Annotated in this window: 11 protein-coding genes, 2 tRNA genes and 2 pseudogenes; 10 read left to right on the forward strand and 5 right to left on the reverse strand. The window is 65.0% G+C overall.

The genetic code is table 11. The features are described from left to right. Window positions 1-32: 32 nt before the first annotated feature. Window positions 33-4,061, reverse strand: a complete 4,029-nt coding sequence (locus AC2CGW_RS02420) for a bifunctional nitrate reductase/sulfite reductase flavoprotein subunit alpha (RefSeq protein ID WP_484573464.1) — start codon at window positions 4,059-4,061, stop codon at window positions 33-35. 337 nt (window positions 4,062-4,398) lie between these two features. Between AC2CGW_RS02420 and AC2CGW_RS02425 the strand changes: the two genes are divergently transcribed. From AC2CGW_RS02425 to AC2CGW_RS02440, 4 genes are all read left to right on the forward strand, one after another. Then, window positions 4,399-4,602, forward strand: coding sequence for a ParD-like family protein (locus AC2CGW_RS02425; protein ID WP_054890915.1), 204 nt, complete (start codon window positions 4,399-4,401; stop codon window positions 4,600-4,602). Further along, window positions 4,599-5,375 carry a type I methionyl aminopeptidase gene (gene map / locus AC2CGW_RS02430; RefSeq protein ID WP_484573465.1) on the forward strand — a complete coding sequence of 259 codons (777 nt, stop codon included), beginning with the start codon at window positions 4,599-4,601 and terminating at the stop codon, window positions 5,373-5,375. The genes AC2CGW_RS02425 and map overlap by 4 nt, the downstream gene beginning before the upstream one ends. Before the next feature lie 69 nt (window positions 5,376-5,444). Then, entirely contained in the window at window positions 5,445-6,137 is a 693-nt protein-coding gene (locus AC2CGW_RS02435; RefSeq protein WP_186667097.1) for a DUF1266 domain-containing protein, read from the forward strand. Further along, window positions 6,134-8,812 carry a molecular chaperone DnaJ gene (locus AC2CGW_RS02440; RefSeq protein ID WP_484573466.1) on the forward strand — a complete coding sequence of 893 codons (2,679 nt, stop codon included), beginning with the start codon at window positions 6,134-6,136 and terminating at the stop codon, window positions 8,810-8,812. The genes AC2CGW_RS02435 and AC2CGW_RS02440 overlap by 4 nt, the downstream gene beginning before the upstream one ends. Here the strand turns inward: AC2CGW_RS02440 and AC2CGW_RS02445 are convergent, their stop codons facing one another. Next, entirely contained in the window at window positions 8,813-10,519 is a 1,707-nt protein-coding gene (locus AC2CGW_RS02445; RefSeq protein WP_484573467.1) for an Hsp70 family protein, read from the reverse strand. A gap of 267 nt (window positions 10,520-10,786) precedes the next feature. Between AC2CGW_RS02445 and AC2CGW_RS02450 the strand changes: the two genes are divergently transcribed. Next, on the forward strand, window positions 10,787-11,167 hold the full coding sequence (locus AC2CGW_RS02450) for a COG4315 family predicted lipoprotein (protein ID WP_484573468.1): 381 nt from the start codon (window positions 10,787-10,789) through the stop codon (window positions 11,165-11,167). A 131-nt stretch (window positions 11,168-11,298) separates the two neighbouring features. Here AC2CGW_RS02450 and AC2CGW_RS02455 read toward each other — a convergent pair. Together AC2CGW_RS02455 and AC2CGW_RS02460 are read right to left on the reverse strand one after the other, a co-directional pair. Next, window positions 11,299-11,375, reverse strand: a tRNA-Asp gene (locus AC2CGW_RS02455). A 13-nt stretch (window positions 11,376-11,388) separates the two neighbouring features. Continuing rightward, window positions 11,389-11,464: transfer RNA gene (locus AC2CGW_RS02460), tRNA-Val, on the reverse strand. A gap of 185 nt (window positions 11,465-11,649) precedes the next feature. Between AC2CGW_RS02460 and rdgC the strand changes: the two genes are divergently transcribed. From rdgC to sugE, 3 genes are all read left to right on the forward strand, one after another. Beyond that, window positions 11,650-12,570 carry a recombination-associated protein RdgC gene (rdgC, locus tag AC2CGW_RS02465; RefSeq protein ID WP_054890921.1) on the forward strand — a complete coding sequence of 307 codons (921 nt, stop codon included), beginning with the start codon at window positions 11,650-11,652 and terminating at the stop codon, window positions 12,568-12,570. Window positions 12,571-12,690: 120 nt separating this feature from the next. Further along, on the forward strand, window positions 12,691-13,656 hold the full coding sequence (locus AC2CGW_RS02470; protein ID WP_411383077.1) for a bile acid:sodium symporter family protein: 966 nt from the start codon (window positions 12,691-12,693) through the stop codon (window positions 13,654-13,656). 226 nt (window positions 13,657-13,882) lie between these two features. After that, complete coding sequence (gene sugE / locus AC2CGW_RS02475) at window positions 13,883-14,200, forward strand: quaternary ammonium compound efflux SMR transporter SugE (RefSeq protein WP_186667108.1); 318 nt, start codon at window positions 13,883-13,885, stop codon at window positions 14,198-14,200. Between the two features lie 15 nt (window positions 14,201-14,215). Here sugE and AC2CGW_RS02480 read toward each other — a convergent pair whose 3' ends face one another. Then, window positions 14,216-16,090, reverse strand: a complete 1,875-nt coding sequence (locus tag AC2CGW_RS02480) for an MFS transporter (RefSeq protein ID WP_186667110.1) — start codon at window positions 16,088-16,090, stop codon at window positions 14,216-14,218. A 268-nt stretch (window positions 16,091-16,358) separates the two neighbouring features. Here AC2CGW_RS02480 and AC2CGW_RS02485 point away from each other — a divergent pair. Beyond that, window positions 16,359-17,423 (forward strand): annotated as a pseudogene (locus AC2CGW_RS02485) (methyl-accepting chemotaxis protein); the annotation flags it as partial. A gap of 330 nt (window positions 17,424-17,753) precedes the next feature. Continuing rightward, window positions 17,754-18,278, forward strand: a pseudogene (locus tag AC2CGW_RS02490) (methyl-accepting chemotaxis protein); the annotation flags it as partial. Window positions 18,279-18,405: the final 127 nt, after the last annotated feature.

An 18,405-nucleotide genomic window follows, 5' to 3' on the forward strand; every position in this document is an offset into this window, starting at 1 on the left:
AAGCCGGTGCACCCCTCCCCATCCCGGTGCACTCAATACACATCGCGTCGATAACGCTTGTTCTTGCCCAACCCCTCGACATAAGCCGCTGCCGCCTCGGCGCTCATCCGCCCGTGCTCGGCCACGACCTGGCGCAACGCAGCATCGACATCCTTGGCCATGCGCTGGGCATCGCCGCAGATGTAGAAGTACGCCCCTGCCTCCAGCCACTGCCACAGCTCGGCGCCCTGTTCGAGCATGCGCTGCTGCACGTACAGCTTCTCGGCCTGGTCACGCGAGAACGCCGTGCTCAGGCGCAGATGACCGCTGGCCTCCCAGGCCTGCAACTGCTCGCGGTAATAGAAATCGAAGGCAGCATGCTGCTCACCGAAGAACAGCCAGTTGCCGCCGGTCGCACCGCGGGCTTCGCGCTCTTCGAGAAAGGCTCGGAACGGCGCGATACCCGTGCCAGGGCCGACCATGATGAGCGGTGTAGCATCGTCGTCCGGCAGTCGGAAATGCCGCGCGACCTGCGGGAAGATCGCCACCTCCAGCGCTTCGGCGCGCTCGGCGAGGAAGCTTGAACTCACACCCTTTCGCTGGCCATAGCGCACGGTTGAAACGGTCAGGTGCACCTGCTGTGGATGGGCCTTGGGGCTGGAGCTGATCGAGTACATGCGTGGCTGCAAGGGTTTGAGCAGGGTCAGCCAGTGCTCCAGCGACAGTTGCGGCGCGAATGCCGCGAGCACATCGGCCAACTGCCGCCCCCACAGCCACTCCTTGAGTTCGGCCTTGTGCTCGGGCAGCAGCAGCCGACGCAGTTCACCTGCCTGCGGCGCCTGGCTGAAGGCGGCAAGCTGTTGCGACGTGACCCGGGCGATCTCCAGATGCCGCTCCATCGCCTCGGCCAACGGCATCGTCGGCAAGTCGGGCAGTTGCACGCACGTCTGGCCATCGAGCCCCATCAGGCCGAGCAGCTCCTGGACCAGCGCCGGGCAGTTGCGCGGCCAGACACCCAGCGCATCGCCTGCCTCGTAGACCAGCCCGGTGCCTTGCAGGTCGAACACCACCTGGCGTGTCTCCTTGGTCGCTCCGGGCGCATTGAGCACACGGTTCTCGATGATGGGAGCCAGGCAGGGTTGCTGCTTGCCGAACACCCGCGCCGGCGGGGCTATGACGGGTGCTTCGGCCGTCGGCCCGAGCAGCGGCAGCAACGCCTGCAGCCAGGCGGCGAACGATGGGTCGAAGTCCGGTTCGCAATCGACCCGATCGAGCAGACGTCGGCCGCCCAGTTCAGCCAGGCGCTGGTCGAGCTTGCGGCCAAAGCCGCAGAACTGGTCGTAGCTGGAGTCACCCAGCGCCAGCACGGCGAAGGGCAGTGCCGCACACTGCGCCCCCTCCTCGCCCTGCAGCGCCTGCCAGAACGCCGAAGCGCAGTCAGGCGCATCGCCGTCACCAAAGGTGCTGGTGATCAGCAGCACGCTGGCGGCGCCACGCAATTGGCCGGGGCTGACTGCATCCATGCAGCTCAGCTCGACCGCCAGGCCCGCTTCGCGCAGATGGGCCGCACAGCGCTCGGCCAGCACCTCGCCATTGCCGGTCTGCGAGGCCCACAGCACCCGATGCCGGGCGACCTCGGCCATGGCGACCGGCGCCACCACCGGCTGGGCGAACAGGCCGGCGATCAAGCCATCGACGAACAGCCGACTGGCGGGCGCCAGCGGCGCACCGGGCGGCAGGCTGGGCACACCCGGTGTACGCGCCTGCCCAAGGCCGAGCAGGAAGCCCTGCAGGTAATGACGCTCCTCGTCAGCCAGGACGGGGGCCGGCAGGCTGTCCAGGCCGAGCAGGCGAGACAGGGTGTCGGTGGGCATGGTGGCAGGCTCCGTAGGGATCGCGCAGGGCAGCTCGAGTGCCTCGATGCGTTCGCCTGCAACCCGCTCCAGGGTCACGGCGCAATGCTTGAAGGCCGGTTGTAGGGAAGTTGGATCGACCGCGTCGCAGGTCACGGCGTTGATCGCCAGTTGCTCGCCATACAGGTCGTTCCAGTGAAAAGGGGCAAAGCAGTTGCCGACCAGCACCCGCTCGCTGATGCGTGCCGGCAGCACGGCCTGGCCGCGGCGCGAGCGAATCGCCACCTGGTCCTTGTCGGCGATGCCCAGGCGTCGGGCGTCCTGCGGATTAATCTCGACGAAGGGACCGGGCTCGAGCTTGTTCAGGCTCGGCACCTTGCCGGTCTTGGTCAGGGTGTGCCACTGGTGCTGCACGCGGCCGGTGTTGAGCACCAGCGGAAAGTCGGCATCCGGCAGCTCGGCCGGCGCCAGCCAGGGCCGGGCGAAGAACCGCGCCTTGCCACTGGGCGTGGGAAAGGCCAGCGCGGGTCGCTCGCCTTGGGCGTCATGCAGCAGCGCCTGGCTGCTGCCGTCGTTGAGATAGCGCAGCGGGCTGCGGTCGTCCGCGCGTCCGGGGGCGCTTGGCCACTGGCGCGGTTTGTCGCGTAGCTCGGCGTAGCCGATGCCGCGCAGGTCATAGCCGGTGGCGGGGTTCCAGAAACGGCGGATCTCGTCGTACACCGCTTCGGCATCGGCATAGCTGAACGCCTCGGCATAGCCCATGGCACAGGCGATGCGGGCAATGATGCGCCAATCCTCAAGGCTTTCGCCGGGCGCTGCGACTGCACGCGGCATCAGGGTGAGGTTGCGCTCGCTGTTGATCATCACACCCTCGCCCTCGGCCCACAGCGCGGCAGGCAGGAGGATATCGGCATGGCGGTTGGTCTCGGTGTCGAGGAAAGCGTCCTGGGCGATCACCAACTGCGCCTCGTGCAGGCCGTCGATCACCTGTTGGCGGTTGGCGACGCTGGCCACCGGGTTGCTGCAGATGATCCAGCAGGCCTTCACTTCCCCGGCCTTCATCTGCTCGAACAGCGCCACCGTGCCTTCACCGCCTTCGCTGCGCAGCGCGCCCGGCGCCAGGCCCCACTGCTGCTCGACAAAAGCACGGTCGCCCGCCACCTGCGCCGAACGCTGGCCCGGCAGGCCTGGGCCCATGTAGCCCATCTCACGGCCGCCCATGGCGTTGGGCTGGCCGGTCAGCGAGAACGGTCCGCTGCCAGGACGGCAGATCGCGCCGGTGGCCAAGTGCAGGTTGCACAGCGCGTTGCTGTGCCAGGTGCCATGGATGCTCTGGTTGAGGCCCATGGTCCAGCAGCTCATCCACTCCGACGCCCCGCCGATCCAGGCAGCCGCCTGACGGATATCGGCCTCGGCAAGGCCGGTCAGGGCCGCGACCCGCTCGGGGGTATAGTCGGCGAGAAAGGCCGGCATGTCGTCCCAGCCCTCGGTGTGACGGGCGATGAAATCGCTGTCGGTGTGGCCGTTCTCGTGCAGCAGGTAGAGCAAGCCGTTGAGCAGGGCCAGATCACTGCCCGGGCGCACCTGCAGGAACAGGTCGGCCTTGTCGGCGGTGGCACTGCGGCGCGGGTCGACGACAATCAGCCTGGCCCCGGCCTTGACTCGGTCGAGCAGGCGCAGGAACAGGATCGGATGACAGTCGGCCATGTTGGCGCCAATGACGAAGAACACCTCGGCACGCTCGAAATCCTGGTAGCTGCCCGGTGGACCATCGGCGCCCAGCGACTGCTTGTAGCCGCTGCCGGCACTGGCCATGCACAGCCGCGAGTTGGACTCGATATGGCGCGTGCGGATAAAGCCCTTGGCCAGCTTGTTGGCCAGGTACTGAGCCTCCAGCGACATCTGCCCTGACACATAGAGCGCCACGGCATCCGGCCCGTGCTGGTCGATGATCGCGCGCAGGCGCGCGGCCGATTGCGCAATGGCCTCGTCCATGCCCGTGCGCACCGGCTGCTGGCTGCGCTGCTGGCGCAAGAAAGCGTGCTCCATGCGCCCGGCAGCGGACAGTGGCAGGTGTGCGGTGAGGCCCTTGGTGCACAGGCGTCCGAAGTTGCTCGGGTGCTGCTTGTCGCCGCTGACCTTGGTGACCTTGCCCTCGGCCACGGTCATGACGATGCCGCACCCGACCCCGCAATACGGGCAAACGCTGCGCACCTCGCTGCTGCTCATGGGCGGTCTCCCTGAAAACGCAAAAGGCGCCGGCTACCCGGCCTGCAGGGCAAGCGGGTAACACGGCGCCTTTGTCGTGAAGATTTAGGGCCCCTCGGCGTTGAGGGGTCCGGATGCAGTTGAATCAGCAATTTGCGGGCCAGTTGCGCGATGGCGGTGGCCATGTCGCGGACAAACCCGCGCCCACAGGCCTGCGCAGCCCCCAGGGGACGGGTCGACCCGCGAAAACATCGACGCGATATCCGCCCCGTCTTGATGCCCCCGCGCACCAGAAGATGACACGACGCCCAACCGACCATATGATCCGTATACGTTTCATATACCAGGAAGACTCCCCATGGGCATCGTCAAGATCTGCGACGACCTCCACGAAGACCTGCGCATCGCCAGCGCCGCGATGTCGCGCTCGATCAACGCCCAGGCCGAACACTGGATCCGCATCGGCATGCTTGCCGAACTGCATCCCCAGGCCACTTACCAGGAACTGCTGCGCCAACTGTTGCGTCAGGAACAAGCGAATCTCAAGGAGCTGCTGCAATGAGCGAGGTGATACTCAAGAACCCGGAGCAGCTGGCACTGATGCGCAGGGCCGGGCAGTTGCTGGCACAGGTGTTCGCCGACCTCGACGGTTTCATCCGTGCCGGGGTGACCACGATGCAGATCAACGACCGCGCCGAAGCCTTCATCGTCGAGACGCTCAAGGCGCGCCCGGCGAGCAAGGGCCAGTACGGCTTCCCCTATTCGCTGAACACCTCGGTGGACCAGGTCGTCTGCCATGGCATGCCCAAGGTTGAAGAGGTGCTGCAGGAAGGCTCGATCATCAACGTCGACATCACCCTGGAACAGGGCGGCTACATTGCCGACTCGTCGAAGATGTACCGCATCGGCGCAATCAGCGAGGAGGCCCGGCGCCTGGTCGACACTACCTACGAGGCGCTGTGGAAAGGCATCGAACAGGTGCGCCCCGGCGCCACCCTGGGCGATATCGGCCACGCCATCCAGCAGTTCGCCGAGGCGGCGGGCTACAGCGTGGTACGCGAGTACTGCGGCCACGGCATCGGCCGACAGATGCACGAAGCGCCGCAGGTGCTGCACTACGGCCAACGCGGCATGGGCCTGAAACTCAAGCCGGGGATGGTGTTCACCATCGAGCCGATGATCAACCAGGGCGCCCGCGGCACACGCACGCTGAAGGATGGCTGGACGGTGATCACCCGCGATGGCGGGCTGTCGGCGCAGTGGGAGCACACGGTCGCGGTGACCGAGCAGGGCTATGAAGTGCTGACGCTGCGAGCGGAAGAAGGCCGGCGTTGAGGCCTGCGTAGACGGCCCCCTTGCTGCCTCTCTACAATCGCGCCACACCCCTCGCCCCGGACACTCTTCATGGACGAATCCGCACAGCATTGGCTGCACGCCCTCTCCGCCCCGATGGCTGCACTCAACGGTGCCAGCTACACCGCCGCCGAGTACTTCGAAGGCGAAGACCAGACCGACCTGGAAAGCGGCTGGGGCATCAGCACCCGTGCCCAGTTGCTCGACGTGCTCGGCATGGCCGACAACGGCCACGCCAGCGAGATGAGCAACGCCTACTGGCAGTTCCAGCGCTGCCTGCCAAGCCAGTGGCAGGCGCTGCTCGCAACCCTGACGCCACGTGACCGGGTCAAGTACAGCTACGCCGCACGCACCTTTCCCGACTGCGGCCCGGGCGGAACCCGCGCCTGGGACATCGGACGCATGAGTTTTCTGCTGCGCGCCGGTGTGAAGAAGGGCCATATCAGCCGCGACGAAAGCCTCTACCTGCACTATCGCCTGGCCTTGCGCGCTCGCCATTACTACAACCGCTGGGATAGCTACATCGCCGGGTATTTGTTCGGCAAGGCGCTGTGGAATGTCTCCGACAGCAGCGACGAGACCTTTGCCGCCAACCTGGAGCGCCAAGGCAACGAACACTGGAATCGCTGCATTGCCCTGAACCTGAGAATCGGCGCCAACGCGCTGCTCGCCGACCTGCCCTGGGAGCTGCCGTTGCCCGAGCCGGAACGCCCGGCATCACTGGAAGAGGACTGCTGGTCATGAGTTGCTGGATTCGCCTGGGCATCGAGCCGACCCAGGACCTCGACACCATCCGCCAGGCCTACCGCGGCCGCCTGCCGACGCACCATCCGGAAACCGACCCCGAAGGCTTCCAGGCCCTGCGCGCCGCCTACGAAGAAGCGCAGCGCCTGGCGCGTGAACACGCCGAAACCGGCGCGGCGCCCGAGCAGCAAGCAGCCGACGGGCAGAGCGAAGCGTCCACCAGCGAAGCCTTCGAGGCGTTCCATGCACTGCTCGAAGACTCCACTCGCCGTTACGAACCCCAAGCCTGGCAGGACTACATCGCCCAGCTCAACGAACTGCCCCTGGAGCAATTGGAAGACCTCAGCTGGCGACTGCTGCACAACCTGCGCAACTGCGGACCGATCTCGTACCAGTGCGCGCGCCTGCTGGCCCGGCGCATGGGCTGGGCCGAGCAGTTGCTGCGCCTGGCGCCGGAGGATGCCCAGGAGATAGAAGCCTTCCTGCAACGCATCGAGGAGCCCGATCCGTTCGACACCCGCCTGATGCACAGCTGGTCGCCCGCCGCGCAACTGGAAACCCTTTGGTACTTCCGCAGCCTTGGCTACTACCATCAGGAGCGCCCGCTGTTCGAGTACGCACAGTTCGCCGGGTACCACACCTGCGTGGCGTTCCCTGACGACGAACACCTGGTCCAGCGTCTGACCGAACAGTTCAGCCAGGTCGGCATCGGCAGCCTCACCCTGCATGCACGCCTGCAGTTGCAGCACCAGCAGGCGCCGGACGATGTCGACCTGCTGTTCCTGCTGGCCCGCCAGGCCGACGCCCTGGGCGCCGAGCAGCAAGCCCTGGACTGCTGGCTACGGCTGTGGCGCGAACATCGCCACCCGCAGGCCGAACGCTGGCTGCTCGACCTCTGCGCGCGCTACCAGCCGCAACGCCTGCCCCTGCTGATCCAGGCCCTCGACCAGCAGAGCACACCCGAGACCTGGCCCGCCGACCTGGCCGATCCGGCACAGGTCTTGGGCAGCCCGGCACAGTCGCCGCAGACACTGGCGCGCTGGTCCGAAGCCTCGCGCCTGGGCCTTGAGGGCATCGCCGCCACCTACATCGACTGGCGCCTGGACGGCGACGACGAACTGCCGCTGCTCGCCTGGCTGTTGCCCAATCAGGAAGATCGCGAACTGCACCGCCGCTACTGGCAGGCCTGGGCCCTGCAACGCGGTGAAGCCGGCTTGCTGCGCACCATTGTCGATGAGCGCCTGGGCAACGACCCGCTCGATGCCTTGATCCTCGAGGGCTTCCAGCGCCAGGCTGCGCAGCAACTGCATTGGCTCGAACACTCACCGGTGGCGCGTGCATTGGCGGAGTACTGCGCACGTGACGAGGGGCCTGTGGAACTGCCAGAGGCGCTCAAGTCCGACGCACTGCACCCGGCCTGCCGCGAGTGGCTGCGGCGCATGCGGGTCTATTCGCCCCGAGCGCTGGGCGAGCTGAACGAGCATTTCGACATGCGCCGCATGTTCACCGTGCCGTTCGGCCTGGTGCTGATGGAAGAACTGGCACTGAACGGCATTGAGCTGCCGCCGATGGTCGAGGGCGAAGCGCTGTGGAACTGGCATCGCCAGCAGTTGTTCATGCTGGCCACGGCGCAACAGCCGCAACGCTGGCTGGACCTGGCGCCACCGCAACTGGCCGCCCAGCTCACCTATCCGAGCGACCATCCGTTCGCCCCCCTGCACAAGGTGCTGATCGCCCGTCAGGCTCAGTTCAACGAACACAATGCCCTGCTCGGCTGGATGGACGATCGCGATCCGATGCAGGCCCTGGTTGCCAGCCGCCTGCAAACCCTGGGCTACGTGTTCGGCAGCACTCGCCTGCCCGGCGCGGTCCGCCTGCTCGAATGCCTGGAAGAAGACGTTGGCACCCTCGACGACCACCCACTGGGCTACATGCTGCTGTGCGCCGTGCTGTACCACGACCCCGAGCTCGATGCTCAACAGCGCGCCCGCTTGCGCGATCGCCTCGAGGCACTGAACAACGACAGCCCCTGGTTCGCTCCGCTGCGCGACGGCCTGATCGCCGGCAAGGTCAAACGCCCGCCGCGCCAAGCGGTGGAGCAGGAAGAGAAGGTCGACGGCAAGCTGCTCAACGAGATCCTCGACGCCTTCAATCACCTGGTCAAATCCGCATCCCCGCCAGGCACCCGCGCCTTGATGCGCCTGCAGAAAGCCAAGGACGATCCGGACCAGGACACCGGCCTGCGCTGCGCCAGCATGGCGATACTGGCCCGCGCCGAGCGTCTGCTGATGGCTCGCGTCAGCCAGAAGCCGGTGCCCTCCTGGGCGTTCTGGCGCCTGGACAGCCGTCTCAATCGCAGCGACCTGATCGCCCACGTGATCGTGCTGCTGCTGGCGGGCACGGTGCTGACCACCGCGACCAAGAGCCCGATGCTCTGGACCCTTGTCGTGTTGCTGCTGTTGACATCCTTCCTGCGGCGCTTGCGCGACTTGGGCCAGGGCGTCTGGGCACTGGTGGGGTTGCTGGCCGTCAGCCGCCTGCTGCCGTTCGCACCGCTGCTTCTGGTGGGGCTACCCGGCGACAAGCTGGCCAACCGCTATGGCCCTTCACCGGACGACCCCGACCAGTTGCAACTGGGCCTGCAAGTGGCCCTGCGGCGCCTGAACCATCCCTGATCAGTAGCGCAGCTCGTCCAGCGCCTGGCTCAATTGCTGGCGCTGGCGACTGATCTCGCTGGCCTGCTGGCCAGCGAGCACGGCATTGAAGGCATCCAGCCAACTGCCGATAAGGTCGCGCTCATCCCCCAGGCTCTGCATCCAGGCGCGCTCCAGGCGAGCCAGCAGGGTGCGGTTGGGCAAGGCGTCGCGCGGGTGAATCTTCAATCTCGCCAGGCGCTCGTGGCTGGCCTGGCGGGCGTCGCTGTCCAGCCCGGTCGGGCTGCGGTCGATGCTGTGGCTGTGCTTGTGCCCGGTTTCGAGGAACGTCACGTCCACTTCGAGCAGGCCATTGATGTCGTAGCTGAAGCGCACATCCAGCGACTGCACCTGGCCGGTCGGCTGCAATGGAATCTCGAAGCTGTCGACCAGAATGTTGTCGCGCACCCATGGCCGCTCGCCCTGGTACACGGCGATGCGCACCACTTTCTGTTCCGGATGGCTGCTGTAGAAGCGCTGCACACGCGAGGTGGGGATCACCGTGTTGCGTTCGATGATCGGGGTAAAGGCTCCGGACACTTCCTCGCCACGGGACGAGGCGACCCCCAGGGTGTAAGGACAGACGTCGGTCAGGATCAACTCGTCGATCGCCGAATCCCGCGCCTTGCAGGCTGCCTGGCTGGCGGCGCCAAGAGCGACGATGGTGTCCGGATCGAGGTGGCGATACGGCAGGCGGCCGAACAGCTTGGCCACCAGTTGCTGGATCTGCGGCATGCGCGTGGCCCCACCGACCAGCACCAGGCTGTCCAGTTCGCGCGGGCTCAGGCGCGCATCACGCAGGGCCTGCTCGATGGGGGTCCGTACCCGTGCCAGCAACGGCGCCCAGATCGACTGCAGCCGGGCCTGGTCGAGCCCCCATTCGCGGGCCTGGCCATCGCCGCTCCAGTTCAGGGTGCGGCTGCCCTCGCCCACCTCGCGTTTCAGTTGCTCGATCGCATCATGCAGGCTCGACAGCGCCTGGGGCTCCAGGGCTTCGGCACTGAGGTTCCAGTCGCGCAGGCAGGCATTGAGCAAGGCCTCGGTGAAATCCTCGCCCCCCAGATAGTTGTCACCGGTTGAAGCATGCACTTCGATCAGCGGCAAGGCGTATTCCAGCACAGTGACGTCGAAGGTCCCGCCGCCCAGGTCGAACACCAGGGTGCGCTCGAACTTCTGCTCGTGCAGCCCGTAGGCCATGGCGGCCGCGGTCGGCTCGTTGATCAGGCGCTGCACCTTCAGCCCCGCCAGCTCCGCAGCGAAGACCGTGCGCTTGCGCTGTTCGTCGCTGAAATAGGCCGGCACCGAGATCACCGCTTCGCTGACCGGGCACCCCAGATACGCTTCGGCATCCTGCTTCAACGCGCCCAGCACCAGGGCCGAGAGCTCTTCGGGGGTGAAACGGTGCTCGCCGAGCTCGAAGCGCTTGTCACTGCCCATGTAGCGCTTGAAGGCCGCAGCGGTGCGATGGGGATGGGTGGTCAGCCGGGCGCGGGCAGCGCTGCCCACCAGGATGCTGCCATCGTCGTCGACGCTGACCACCGACGGCGTCAGCACCTCGCCCACGGCGTTGGCGATCAGCTGCGCCTTGCCGTCCTGCCAGACTGCGATAAGGCTGTTGGTGGTCCCCAGGTCGATACCCAGCAGTGGGGTCGACGGCGTGGGCGTTGGAGAGGTGCTGGCATCCTGCATGGTCGGTCTCTGCTTGCAAGGTAGAGCCGGCGCGCGGCCTGCTGGCTGCATCCGGCGTGTAGGGGGATTCTGACGCAATGGGCCAGCGAGTTGAAGGCGCAGATGCGAACCCGGCGTGCCTGCTGCCCCAGGGCGGCATCAGCGACGGGAAAAATATTCATCGAACACGGGAATAGAAGCCGACACCGAGGCGTTGTTCCTGCATGGCCGATGCATAAAGCCATCATTCCCCCGAACAGATTCGAATAACCGCCAGAGGTATCTCTCATGTTGAAGAAAAGCGCACTCGTTCTTTCATTGGCTCTGACCTGCGTGTCTGGCCTGGCCTTGGCGGACGCCCCCGCGAAGGTCGGCGACAGCGCCCTTGGCAAGGTTCAGGTCGACAGCAAAGGCCTGACCCTCTACACCTTCACCAAGGACAGCGCTGGCAAGTCGGCGTGCAACGGTCAATGTGCGCAGAATTGGCCGCCGCTGGCCGCCGGCGCCTACGCCAAGGCCGCCGATGGCTACAGCGTGATTACCCGTGACGACGGCAGCAAGCAGTGGGCTTACAAAGACCAGCCGCTGTACAGTTGGGTCAAGGATCAGAAGCCGGGCGATACCACCGGCGAAGGTGTCGGCCAGGTCTGGCACGTGGCCAAACCCTGAAGCTGAAACGCCCCGGGGACTGTCGACCGACAGCCCCCGGGGCGTTTTGCGAGGCACAAACAAAAAAAGCGACCCTAAGGTCGCTTTCTTTGTGGCTTCCGGGTGTTCAGTGGGCCCTGGAAGCTGGAATATGGCGCAGCGGACGGGACTCGAACCCGCGACCCCCGGCGTGACAGGCCGGTATTCTAACCGACTGAACTACCGCTGCGCTATACATCGAGTGGTGGGTGATGACGGGATCGAACCGCCGACCCTCTGCTTGTAAGGCAGATGCTCTCCCGGCTGAGCTAATCACCCTTCGTCTCGGTGTGGCGCGCATTCTACGGAGGACCCTGTACCCTGGCAAGCACTTTTTTCAAATTTTTTATCTGATCTTTCAAAGACCTATGAATAAGTCACTGCTGGCCCTCTGACAGGGTTGGCCTGCAACCACTGCTCGGAGAATAATGCCCGCCTTATGCATTAAGGAGAGATTCCCCCTCATGTGGTTCAAGAACCTGCTGACCTACCGCCTGACCCAGGATGTCCCGTTCGAGCCTGAAGCGCTGGAGACCGCCCTGGCCAGCAAGCCGGCCCGCCCCTGCGCCAGCCAGGAGCTGACCACTTACGGCTTCGTCGCTCCGTTCGGCAAGGGCGAAGACGCTCCCCTGGTGCACGTCAGCGGTGAATTCCTGTTGATTGCCGCACGCAAGGAAGAACGTATCCTGCCCAGCAGCGTGGTCAACGATGCGGTCAAGGAGAAGGTCGAAGAGATCGAGACCGAGCAGATGCGCAAGGTCTACAAGAAGGAACGCGACCAGATCAAGGACGAGATCATCCAGGCCTTCCTGCCGCGTGCTTTCATCCGCCGCTCGATGATCTTCGCTGCCATCGCCCCGCGCCAGGGCCTGATCCTGGTCAACTCGGCCAGCGCCAAGCGCGCCGAAGACCTGCTCTCCACGCTACGTGAAGTCATGGGTTCGCTGCCGGTGCGCCCGGCCACCGTGAAGATCGCCCCGACCGCGACCATGACCGACTGGGTCAAGTCGCAGCAGCCTGCCGAAGGCTTCTATCCACTGGATGAATGCGAGCTGCGCGACACCGCCGAAGACGGTGGCATCGTGCGCTGCAAGCGCCAGGACCTGGCCAGCGAGGAAATCCAGTTGCACCTGAGCACCGGCAAGCTGGTCACGCAACTGGCCCTGGCCTGGCAGGACAAACTGTCGTTCGTGCTCGACGACAAGATGGTGATCAAGCGCCTGAAATTCGAGGAACTGCTGCAGGAGCAGGCCGAGCAGGATGGTGGCGACGAAGCCGCGCAACAGTTCGACGCAAGCTTCCTGTTGATGATGATGACCCTCAACGAATTCCTGCCGGTGCTGTTCGAGGCCCTGGGTGGGGAAGAGATTCCGCAGGGGGTCTGATTCAAGTTGAAGGGCCGGTGCTGGGGTGGTTGTGTTGTCGCCAGTACCGACCTCTTCGCGGGCAAGCCCGCGAAGAGGTCAGTGAATGCCACAAAGCTATAAATAGAAAAGGAATCCCCCATGCGTGCCCTCGCCGCCTTCAGCCGTTTCGTCGGTAACACCTTCGCCCTCTGGGTCCTGGTGTTCGCCTGCCTGGCCTACCTGCAACCGCAATGGTTCATCGCCCTGAAGGTGGCCATCGTGCCGCTGCTGGGGCTGGTGATGTTCGGCATGGGACTTACGCTCAAGCTCGACGACTTCGCCGCCCTCGCCCGTCAACCCTGGCGCGTGGCGCTGGGGGTGGTGGCGCATTTCGTGATCATGCCGGGCGTTGCCTGGCTGCTGTGCCAACTGTTTCACCTGCCACCGGAAATCGCCGTGGGCGTGATCCTGGTCGGCTGCTGCCCGAGCGGCACCGCCTCGAACGTGATGGTCTGGCTGTCCAAGGGCGACCTGGCACTGGCTGTGGCCATCGCCGCAGTCACCACCCTGCTCGCCCCCTTGCTGACCCCGGCGCTGATCTGGTTCCTGGCCTCGGCCTGGCTGCCCGTCTCGTTCATGGACATGTTCTGGTCGATCCTGCAGTTGGTGATGCTGCCGATCGTGCTCGGCGTGCTGGCGCAGAAGCTGCTCGGCGCGCGCGTACAGGTGGCGGTGCAGGTGCTGCCACTGGTGTCGGTGGTGAGCATCGTGATGATCGTCTGCGCGGTGGTCGCGGCCAGCCAGGCGAAGATCGCCGAGTCCGGGCTGCTGATCATGGCGGTGGTGATCCTGCACAACAGCTTCGGCTTCCTGCTGGGCTATCTGACCGGCAAGCTGTGCAAACTGCCCCTGGCGCAGCGCAAGTCGCTGGCGCTGGAGGTGGGGATGCAGAACTCGGGCCTGGGCGCGGCCCTGGCAGCGGCGCATTTCTCACCGCTGGCGGCGGTGCCCAGCGCGCTGTTCAGTGTCTGGCACAACATTTCCGGGGCCTTGCTCTCGACCTGGTTCAGGCGCATGGAAGAGCCCCGCGGTGCTGGGGAGGAACAGGCGCAAGTCGGGCACTGAGCGGGGGTCTCTTCGCGGGCAAGCCCGCTCCCACACTCAAGACAGCTGGATACCTTGTAGGAGCGGCGGTTCGCCGCCGCGACTTGCCCGCGAAGAGGCCCGGACAGCCACCACTTGCCTGCAACCCTACAGATGTGCAATATAGTGCGCACTGTGAGGACGACCTCACGACGCAAGGCGTGACCAATCCGGGGACGGCCCCATCTTTCAACGATGGAGAATCATCATGTCCTGGATCATCCTGTTCTTCGCCGGCCTGTTCGAAGTCGGCTGGGCTGTCGGCCTCAAATACACCGATGGCTTCACTCGCCCACTCCCCACCGCACTGACCGTCGCCGCCATGGCCGTGAGCCTGGGCCTGCTTGGCCTGGCCATGAAGGAATTGCCGCTGGGCACTGCCTACGCCATCTGGACCGGCGTCGGCGCGATCGGCACGGTAATCGCCGGGATCATCCTGTTCGGCGAATCCATGGCACTGGTACGACTGCTCAGCGTTGCGCTGATCGTCGCCGGCCTGATCGGCCTGAAGGTCAGCGCCAGCTGACCTTCGCCCTTTCCCTCAACGCAAGTCGCCGCGCAGGGCACTGACCTTCTCGCGCAGCGCTTCAGGCTGGGCCGCCTCCACCGGGATGGCGGCACCGGCCACCAGGGTCACCCGCGACCATAACCGGCGCAGAAAGCCCTTGGCCGGATCGCGACTGAAGAAGCTCCCCCACAGCCCCTGCAAAGCCAGCGGAATCACCGGCACCGGGGTTTCCTGGAGAATTTTGTTGACCCCGCCCTTGAACACATCGATCTCACCATCGGCGGTCAGCTTGCCTTCCGGGAAGATGCACACCACCTCACCCGCCCGCAGATACTCGGCAATGCGCGCAAAGGCCCGCTCGTACGTCGCCTCGTCCTCACTGCGCCCGGCAATCGGGATGGCCCCGGCAGTGCGGAACACGAAGTTGAGCACCGGCAGGTTGTAGATCTTGTAGTACATGACGAAACGGATCGGTCGACGGATCGCACCGCCGATCAGCAGCGCATCGACGAAAGACACATGGTTGCACACCAACAGCGCCGCCCCCTCGTCAGGGATACGATCGAGGTCGCGGTGCTCGACGCGGTACATCGAATGGCTGAGCAGCCAGATCAGGAAGCGCATGGTGAATTCAGGAACAATGCGGAAGATGTAGGCGTTGACCGCAATGTTGAGCAGCGACACCACCAGGAACAGCTGCGGGATGCTCAGGTCGGCCAGGCTCAAGAGGACGATGGTGACGATCGCCGAGACCACCATGAACAGGGCATTGAGGATGTTGTTCGCGGCGATCACCCGGGCGCGCTGGTCTTCAGGCGTACGCGCCTGGATCAGGGCGTACAGCGGCACGATGTAGAAACCACCAAACACACCAAGCCCGACGATCGAGACCATGATCCACCAAGCCTGGCTCATGCCCAACAGGCTCAGCCAATCGTGTGGCGCAGCAGCGGCTGGCACATCACCCGAATGCCACCACCAGAGCAGGCCGAACAGGGTCAGGCCGAAGGAGCCGAACGGCACCAGGCCGATCTCCACCTTGCGCCCGCTCAGGCGTTCGCACAGCAGCGACCCCACGGCAATGCCCACCGAGAACAGCGTCAGCACCAGCGTGACCACGGTCTCGTCGCCATGCAGCCAGTCCTTGGCGTAAGCCGGGATCTGCGTCAGGTAGATCGCCCCGACGAACCAGAACCACGAGTTGCCGACGATCGAGCGCGACACCGCCGGGGTCTGCCCCAAGCCCAGGCGCAAGGTGGCCCAGGACTGCTTGAAGATATTCCAATCCAGCTTCATCTGCGGCGCCACCGCCGCCGCCCGCGGGATCCAGCGGCTGGCCAGGTAGCCGAGCACCGCAGTGCCGACGATGCCTCCGGCCACCACCGTGGCGTAGTTGCCCGAGGACATCATCACCCCGGCACCGATGGTGCCGGCCAGGATCGCCAGGAAGGTGCCCATTTCCACCAGCCCGTTGCCGCCAACCAGTTCGTCTTCGCGCAAGGCCTGGGGCAGGATCGAGTACTTCACCGGCCCGAACAGCGCCGAATGAGTGCCCATGGCAAACAATGTCAGCAGCATCAGTTCCAGGTGATCACTGAGAAAGCCGACCGCGCCAATCACCATGATCACCACTTCAGCCAGCTTGATCGCGCGGATCAGCGCATCCTTGGCGAACTTCTCGCCAAACTGCCCGGCCAGCGCCGAGAACAGGAAGAACGGCAGGATGAATAGCAGCGCGCAAAGGTTGACCCAGATCGAACGGTCGCCCTCCAGGCTGAGCTTGTAGAGGATCGCCAGGATCAGCGACTGCTTGAACAGGTTGTCGTTGAAGGCACCCAGCGACTGGGTGATGAAGAACGGCAGAAAGCGCCGCTTGCCGAGCAAGGTGAATTGCGAGGAATGACTCATCGTCCTTGTTCCTGAGAGGGCGTTGTCAATTGGAGGTCTGCTCATCGCGAGAAGCCACAAATCTGCACGCGATTGCCCATCCCTGGCAACTGGCCTGCGAACCGCATCACGCACAACGAACCAATTAATGGCTATATGCCATTATTTTTCTGCAAACCCTTTTCAGATTGTTGCAAGGCTGCCGATAATTCATATAGATGACTAAATCCGGTAACAGGATCAGCCTTCGGCTCTCCTCCAACGCACAAGAAAAGGAGCACAGCAGCAGATGTTCACCTGGTTCGGCGATCTGAAGATCGCACACAAACTTGGCCTCGGTTTTGGCCTGGTCCTCGTGCTGACCCTGGCCCAGTCGCTGATCGGCTGGGACGCCCTGGGCAGCCTGGTACGGCGCAGCGAAGTGGTCAGCGACGTCTCCGCACTCAACGATGCCCTGGGCGATCTGCGCGAGGCGCGCCTGCAACACGCCATGTCCAGTGGCGACGAAGCACAGGACAAGGCGTTGCAACAGACACTGGCGGCCTTCCAGGCCCGTTTGACGAAACTCCACGGCATCATGCGCAACGCGACCAACCTGCAGACCCTCGACAAGGCCGAGCAGACCCTGCAGGCCTACGCCCGCAACCAGGAACTGAGCCTGCAGTCGTACCGCACCATGCGCGCGGCGCAAAAAGAGATGGGCGCGCTTGCAACCCAGTCGTTCGCCACGATCGACAGCATCCGCAAGCAGGTCCGCGCGTTGCCCGATGCCGAACAGCGCTACGTGCGCAGCGAAGCGATCAACCAGATCCGCGAGAACCTGATCCTGCTGCGCTACCAGGTACGTGGCTACACCGGCAACACCAACGCAGACACCGAGCAGGTGATGAATGCACAGATCGCCACCACGGTGAACGACCTGCCAGCCCTGACCGCGGCATTCAATGGCCAGTTCGCCGACGAATTCCGCCAACTGAACGAACAGGTGCGCGCCTACGCCGCCGCCGTCGAGGCCTTCCGCGGCGAAACCCGCAAACTGATGGACTACCGCGCCAACATGGGCAATGACGTCGCGACCCTCACCACCCTGATCGGCCAATTGCTCGACAGCCAAGCGGTGGCCGTGGTCAATGACAGCCAGTTCGCCAAGACGCTGCAGTTCGCCACCACCGCCCTCGCCCTGCTGCTCGGCGCCCTGCTGGCGATACTGATCGCCCGGCAGATCAGCCAGCCGCTGCAACGGGTCCTGCACGCCCTGGAGGAGGTGGCCGACGGCAACTTGGGCGAACAACCCAGCAGCAGTCGCCGTGATGAACTCGGCCAGTTGCAGAACAGCCTGCATGGCATGACTACCAAGCTACGCCAGCTGATCGGCGGCGTGCGCGACGGCATCTCGCAGATTGCCAGTGCCACCGAAGAGCTCTCGGCGATCACCGCGCAAACCAGCGCCGGGGCCAGCAGCCAGCGCCAGGAGACCGACCAGGTCGCCACCGCGATGCAGGAAATGGCCGCCACCGTGCAAGAAGTGGCGCGCAATGCTGGCGAAGCCTCGGTGGCCGCCAGTGCCACCGACCTCGAAGCCCGCGAAGGTGACAGTGTGGTCACCCGCGCCGTGACCCAGATCGGCCGCCTGGCCAGCCAGGTCGACGCCACCAATGAGGCGATGGACGCCCTGCGCAACGAAAGCCAGCGTATCGGCAAGGTGATGGACGTGATCAAGGCGGTGGCCGAACAGACCAACCTGCTGGCGCTCAACGCCGCCATCGAGGCCGCCCGCGCTGGCGAGGCCGGTCGTGGTTTTGCTGTGGTCGCCGACGAGGTACGCAGCCTGGCCCAGCGTACCCAGGCCTCGACCGAAGAAATCGAATCGGCGATCAGCAGCCTGGAGCAAGGCACGCGCTCGGTCAGCGACCTGATGGAAGAAAGCCAGAGCCTGACCGAAAGCAGCGTGGCACTGGTACGTGAGGCCGGCGTTGCGCTGGAGGGCATCACTCAGCGGGTATCGGGCATCCAGTTGATGAACCAGCAGATTGCTGCAGCCTCCGAACAGCAGAGCGCTGTGGCCGAGGAGATCAGCCGCAGCGTGGTGACGGTGAGGGATATTTCCGAACAGACCGCCGAGGCCAGTGAGCAGACCTCGGTGTCCAGCGTCGAACTGGCGCGACTGGGTGGGCAATTGCAGCAGATGATCAGCCGGTTCCGCCTCTGACAGACCGAGAACCTCTTGTAGGAGCGGGCTTGCCCGCGAAAAGCACACCGCGGTGCCTGGCACGGGCTACGCCCGTGTTCGCGGGCAAGCCCGCTCCTACAAGGATTGGGCTGGCCTTTAGATTTTG

The organism is Pseudomonas sp. SYWMCR5, from assembly GCF_057197165.1.

Coding starts and splice junctions, on each gene's coding strand:
- AC2CGW_RS02440 (WP_484573466.1), top strand. CDS start 6,134: ATGAGTTGCTGGATTCGCCTGGGCATCGAGCCGACCCAGGACCTCGAC.
- AC2CGW_RS02450 (WP_484573468.1), top strand. CDS start 10,787: ATGTTGAAGAAAAGCGCACTCGTTCTTTCATTGGCTCTGACCTGCGTG.
- AC2CGW_RS02470 (WP_411383077.1), top strand. CDS start 12,691: ATGCGTGCCCTCGCCGCCTTCAGCCGTTTCGTCGGTAACACCTTCGCC.
- map (WP_484573465.1), top strand. CDS start 4,599: ATGAGCGAGGTGATACTCAAGAACCCGGAGCAGCTGGCACTGATGCGC.
- AC2CGW_RS02445 (WP_484573467.1), bottom strand. CDS start 10,519: ATGCAGGATGCCAGCACCTCTCCAACGCCCACGCCGTCGACCCCACTG.
- AC2CGW_RS02480 (WP_186667110.1), bottom strand. CDS start 16,090: ATGAGTCATTCCTCGCAATTCACCTTGCTCGGCAAGCGGCGCTTTCTG.
- AC2CGW_RS02420 (WP_484573464.1), bottom strand. CDS start 4,061: ATGAGCAGCAGCGAGGTGCGCAGCGTTTGCCCGTATTGCGGGGTCGGG.
- sugE (WP_186667108.1), top strand. CDS start 13,883: ATGTCCTGGATCATCCTGTTCTTCGCCGGCCTGTTCGAAGTCGGCTGG.
- rdgC (WP_054890921.1), top strand. CDS start 11,650: ATGTGGTTCAAGAACCTGCTGACCTACCGCCTGACCCAGGATGTCCCG.
- AC2CGW_RS02435 (WP_186667097.1), top strand. CDS start 5,445: ATGGACGAATCCGCACAGCATTGGCTGCACGCCCTCTCCGCCCCGATG.
- AC2CGW_RS02425 (WP_054890915.1), top strand. CDS start 4,399: ATGGGCATCGTCAAGATCTGCGACGACCTCCACGAAGACCTGCGCATC.